8 protein-coding genes are annotated in these 3750 nt (G+C 60.9%); all 8 read right to left on the bottom strand.

The genetic code is table 11. The features are described 5' to 3' along the window. Window positions 1-654: hypothetical protein (locus VGP75_RS03860; protein WP_327542402.1), on the bottom strand; the 654-nt coding region annotated here is incomplete at its 3' end. 1 nt (window position 655) lies between these two features. Next, a complete protein-coding gene (locus tag VGP75_RS03865) occupies window positions 656-1081 on the bottom strand; it encodes a GNAT family protein (RefSeq protein ID WP_327542403.1) in 426 nt (141 codons plus the stop codon). Next, window positions 1081-1614: a hypothetical protein gene (locus tag VGP75_RS03870; RefSeq protein ID WP_327542404.1), complete on the bottom strand. Its 534-nt coding sequence runs from the start codon at window positions 1612-1614 to the stop codon at window positions 1081-1083. Before VGP75_RS03870 ends, VGP75_RS03865 begins: the two co-directional genes overlap by 1 nt. Next, entirely contained in the window at window positions 1611-2153 is a 543-nt protein-coding gene (locus tag VGP75_RS03875; RefSeq protein ID WP_327542405.1) for a hypothetical protein, read from the bottom strand. Before VGP75_RS03875 ends, VGP75_RS03870 begins: the two co-directional genes overlap by 4 nt. Continuing rightward, window positions 2150-2578: a hypothetical protein gene (locus tag VGP75_RS03880; RefSeq protein ID WP_327542406.1), complete on the bottom strand. Its 429-nt coding sequence runs from the start codon at window positions 2576-2578 to the stop codon at window positions 2150-2152. Before VGP75_RS03880 ends, VGP75_RS03875 begins: the two co-directional genes overlap by 4 nt. Continuing rightward, entirely contained in the window at window positions 2578-3153 is a 576-nt protein-coding gene (locus VGP75_RS03885; protein ID WP_327542407.1) for a hypothetical protein, read from the bottom strand. Before VGP75_RS03885 ends, VGP75_RS03880 begins: the two co-directional genes overlap by 1 nt. A gap of 9 nt (window positions 3154-3162) precedes the next feature. Next, window positions 3163-3615: a hyaluronate lyase N-terminal domain-containing protein gene (locus VGP75_RS03890; RefSeq protein ID WP_327542408.1), complete on the bottom strand. Its 453-nt coding sequence runs from the start codon at window positions 3613-3615 to the stop codon at window positions 3163-3165. A gap of 15 nt (window positions 3616-3630) precedes the next feature. Continuing rightward, the coding region (locus VGP75_RS20585; RefSeq protein WP_414727765.1) for a phage tail protein at window positions 3631-3750 on the bottom strand (120 nt) is incomplete at its 5' end.

Below are 3750 nucleotides of genomic sequence, written 5' to 3' on the forward strand. Positions count from 1 at the left end.
CCCTTGCTGGCCCTGCATCGCAGTCTGCGCCCCGCCCGAGACCATGCCTGCCGCGCTGGACACACCATTCATGCCCGCGTTCATGCCGGTGCTGCCCGCGCTGTTGGAAAGCCCCATGCTGGTGCCGGGGTTGACTGCCAGTCCTGACCCCATGTTGATCGCAGAGGCGCGAAGACCACGACCAGTTTCCTCTGTCCTGCGGCGCGCGGCATTGGCCCCGCCTGCTGCGGCAAGGGCTTCTGTGGACTGCATACGGTTTGCTGACGACTGATACCGGCCAGAGTTGGGGTTGACCCCGACAGCGGCCATCTGGCGTTCGTTCTGCTGGCGGCCAAGGGCAAACTGCTGGCGCACGTCGGCCACGGCCTCGTTTGCCGCCATCGCCTTGCGTTCAGGGCTGTCATAAGCCTGCGCCTCGGCAATCCAGTCGTCTTGCAGGGGAATAAACGTATCGGTGTAGCGCGACCGATCTTCTGCGGCCCAGCCGTTTGTGACTGCGGCCTGATCCAGCATGAACTTTTGGTATTCACCGGCCATATCAAGCTGGCGCTCGGCAAAGCCTTCCGCCGCAACCTGTGCGCGGTCGGCAATCTGTGCCTGCTTTACTGCGGCTTCACCAATCCGAGGATCTGGCTTTGGCGGTTTGCCTCCCATGTCAGTCGTCCTTTCCAATCCAAGGGCACTCGTCCCGCGTCATGCCGAAATATACACCATCTGTGCCGTCATGGGCACCACATTTAGTGACGCCCTCGATCTTCCACCCAATATGTAGCGCCATAGTGATCGCGCGGATGTTCCAGTGCGGAATTGTGGTCTTGAGCTTATTGACCAAGAGGAAGTCAAAACCGTAGGCCGAAAGCGTGCGCAGGACGCCGCGCGTTGCCCACTTGCGCCGCCCGTTGCTGGCGATGTGGTAGTCAACCGAATTTGCGGTCAGGTTGTCGATCGTCACGACCGCGTGCAACTCGCCTGCATCATCCACAACACCCAAGGCTGTGCTATCGGCACGCATGGCGTCCTGTCCGTGCCAGATCGCGGCTTGGCGCAAGAGTGCGGATTGGTTTTCCATCGTCACGCGCATCAGGACGCCTCCGGTGCTGTTACTTGGAAATATTCTTCCAGATCGCGCAAACCCATCTGCACCCCGCGCGGCGTCTCAAACCCGACAAGCGGGTATGACCCCGGCTTGGCGATGGAATACTGCGCGGCGGCGTCGTTTGCGGCCCAGATCAGATACCACTGTGCGCCCGTCTCGATCAGCGCGCGGGAGTATTCCCTGATAATGGCAAGATGCGTTCCTGTGTCCCAATAAGCGCGGCGCAGATACAGATGGTGCGCCACATGCACAGCCCTGATGCCCTTCAAGCCAAGATGGATCTTGAGCGGGATCAGGCGTTGCCAGCTATGGAACTTCTCGAAGGGTCCATAGAGCGAATAGCCGATCAGCGCGCCAGCGTCGTAGGCCAGCACACAATCCGCGCCGCGACGGGCATAGACGGCAAGCTCTGCCATGCACTCGTCCGGGTCTTTCTGCATCGCGTCTTGCGCCACCTCGGCCAGCGCCGGGAACAAGTCCTTGAGCGACAAGATGCTGTGATGGGTGAAGGTGATCACAGGCTGAACTCCGCAGCTTCCGCAAAAAACCGGTCCACGTCTTCCGGCGTGGGCGTGCTGCCATCGGCCAAGGTGATGTTTTCAAACATGGTCAAAATGGCAGTGCTATTGCGTCTCCACTCCGTTGCCCGCTCGAAAGCCAGCGCCAACGGGTCTCCCACGGCTGCGACCAGTGCCGCAACCTGATCGTGCAGCCCCCAGACTTTGAGCGTGTAATGCGCCTGCAACTGGCTGATCACGGCGTTCTCGCGCCAGATCGCCAAGGCTTCCTCCGGGGTTGGTTCCGGTTCTGGCTCGGTTGTCGGGAATACCGTTGCGCCCTGCCCTGTTGCGCCAACCGGCACGTCCTCGAATGTGGCGGCCTGTTCCGCCCACCATGCAGCGGGCGAGTATTCCGCGACCACCTGATCGACGGTTTCGCCCACCTTTGGCCTGCGGACGCCGACAAGCATCTTGCCGTGGTCAGGGTTGGAATATCCCACATCCATCGTCCGGTTATGGACGGCCAGAATAGTGTAGGTATAGCTGATCGTGGTCATGCCGAAATGCCTCCGTAGCGCTCGCCTGTCGCGCCCCATGTGATGTTGTTGTTTCCGACGACGGCCAGACCGCCCGCGCCGCCGCCGCCGCCGCCTGATGTGAGGCCGGATGGAAACACGTATTCAGACCCACCACCTGCTGCGCCCGCTGCTCCCCATGCCCCGCCGGAGCCTCCCCAGCCGCCGCGCGCATGCACGTCACCGGGGTCTATTTCTTCGCCGCGAAAGCCGCCGCCACCATTGGTGCTGAGATTGGCACCGCCGCCAGCAAGCGCTTGTGTAATCGTTAATCCTGCGCCGATTGATGCTGTGGAGCCTCTGACTCGCTCACCACGCGCGCCGCCAGATGAGCCAAAGTTGTTGCTGCGCCCTGCGCCGCCACCACCGCCACCTGCAACCGCTTGCCGCCTTAGATAAAGTGCCATTATTTACCTCCTCCTCCTCCACCGCCGCTGCCGCTGCCGTCGTCAACGAACTGGTTGGCAATTGTCGAACCACCACCACCGCCGCCGCCGCCACCGCCTGCTATGATGCCGTTATTGAAGATCGTGACGGGCACTTGCGCCAGAAGTCCATGCCCACCTGCACCGCCTGCAGCGCCGCCGTTGGCAACCTGCAAATCGCCTCTCGCTGTTCCGCCCGCGCCACCCACACCGCCGCGCCCTGCAATGATCCCGTTGTTGATCAAGGAGACGCCGTTTGGAAAGCTGCCGTTGATCACCAAGGCATAATTGGAGCTGGCATTTAGCACTGATCCGGATGTGACTGTGGCTGTTACCGATGATATGCCGTTCCATCCCGCTGCTACGGCTGCGCTGCGCAGGTTTACATCAACCAGACTGCCAGAGATGTTGAATGAAAACGCATCAACAAAGGCCAGCTGCCATATCCCGGCAACGCGAACATGGACCAGCTTGACCCTTTGCCATGTCCCTGACACACGGACGAATACCCCGCCGGGGGTTCTCCATATGCCGCCTTGCTTGGTTCCTATCGGCATGTCAGATCCTCAATACTGGAACCAAACGTCACCATCTGTTCCGCCGGAAGGGGCAGATGTCGATATGGTGAAGTCAGGCAGTCCAAGAGCATCGCGCCCTGCGGCTTGGGTTGCGGCCCTGATTACTGCGGCGCCGGTGCCGGTCACGCCATCCAAGGCGTTGACCTCTGCTGTCGTCACGGTCGCCCCGTCCAGAATGTTGATTTCAGCCGCACTGGCCGTCACGCCATCAAAGACGCTTGCGGATGCTGCCGCCGCTTCTGCTGCCGCCAGCGCTTCTGTGATGTTTGCGGCCAAGGTGTAGATCGGCAATCCAGCATAAGCCGTCACGCCGTCGCCAATGCGGAAATAGCCCGTATCGGTTTCCCATGCCGGTTCGCCGTTCAACAGGACCGGGTTTGCAGCGGCCCATTGTGCAGCCGTTCCCTTGCGGAACAGGAGCCTTGCTTTGATGTCAGCCATGATGCGCGTCCTTCATCAGATACGGATTGCCCAAGTGTTCAGGCCAATCGGTGTGGGGTTTGGCAGGTTGAAGGTCGTTGATCCGTCCCCTGCCCCAAATTTTGTGCCAATCTTGCGGAACAGGGCGGGATAAGC

Source organism: Yoonia sp. (genome assembly GCF_036007805.1).
In the GTDB taxonomy this organism is placed as follows: domain Bacteria; phylum Pseudomonadota; class Alphaproteobacteria; order Rhodobacterales; family Rhodobacteraceae; genus Yoonia.